Genomic DNA, 966 nt, shown 5'->3' with positions numbered 1-966 from the left:
CGATCTGCGCATCCACGGCACCACGGGCGAGCAGCCGCTGCTGCGTTTCCAGCGTGCTGAGGCCGGGGCGCTGCTGGAGCTAAGTCTGGATACTCTAAGGCTAGGTTAGTCAAGAGCTTAGGACCACAAATTCCCCAACTAAGAATATCTTGATTTAACTGATCAGCGATTACAGCTGCAAGGCTTATCAAATCGCCCCTGCGTGGTAGAGGGTGGTAAATTAGATTGTTGTTATGACGTAAGGATTTCTCTGTCCGCTCGCTGACCCAAAAACCATCGGATGAGAAAATATTATAAAACTGTGATACATGCTTCAAGCAATTTATCGGTATCCGACCACAGACCGCCATGCTGCGAGAGCAGCGTATAACGAAATAAATCAGCGAATCCTGCGTAAGAACCATTGTTATAAGTGAACACTCGCGTTTCAGGGAGTATGGTTCGCGCGTCTAATTGCTGGGCGCGACTTGGCAAGTTTGGAATATCTCCGTAAGTCCAAACTTTTAGTTCGAAGCCATTCGCAATGTAGCTAGAAGCTGCTAAACGCTCTATCTGTGAGAAATCACCGTAAGCCCAAAACATATGGGCTTGAATGGGTTTCTGAACCTGTGATGCTGAACAAAGGGATAAGGCAGATGGGTCAGTAACATCAAATTTATTAAGGCTTATTAGGTCATAGCCAAATTTATTGACAACACGGCGAGCGAGTCTAAGTAATTTCATATGACTTTGTTGTACGAATCAAGTACAGAAAAAAGGGTAAGCCTTTGTTGCACACGACAGATAGAGCCCTTTTGGTCATATTAAGGGTTGAATGGTGTAAGTATTATGAACTACTTATTACCAGTAACAGCTGCCTTCGATCAGATCGGCGTTGGCGGGCCGTTCTGCACCAGTGGCCCGGATCCAGTGCTCATTGTAAAAGGCGCTGGTTTCTGGCCAATTATCCCAGCGCTTGCCCTTGAT

1 protein-coding gene is annotated in these 966 nt (G+C 46.4%); it reads right to left on the bottom strand.

The annotated features are described in order from the left end of the window. Positions 1–291: 291 nt before the first annotated feature. Positions 292–723, bottom strand: a complete 432-nt coding sequence (locus tag AC01FP_RS17850; protein ID WP_474482114.1) for a glycosyltransferase — start codon at positions 721–723, stop codon at positions 292–294. Positions 724–966: the final 243 nt, after the last annotated feature.

Source organism: Cyanobium sp. NIVA-CYA 375 (assembly GCF_056108345.1).
The sequence above is the reverse complement of the archived record's forward strand: the minus strand, read 5'-3'. Positions and strand labels throughout refer to the sequence as shown.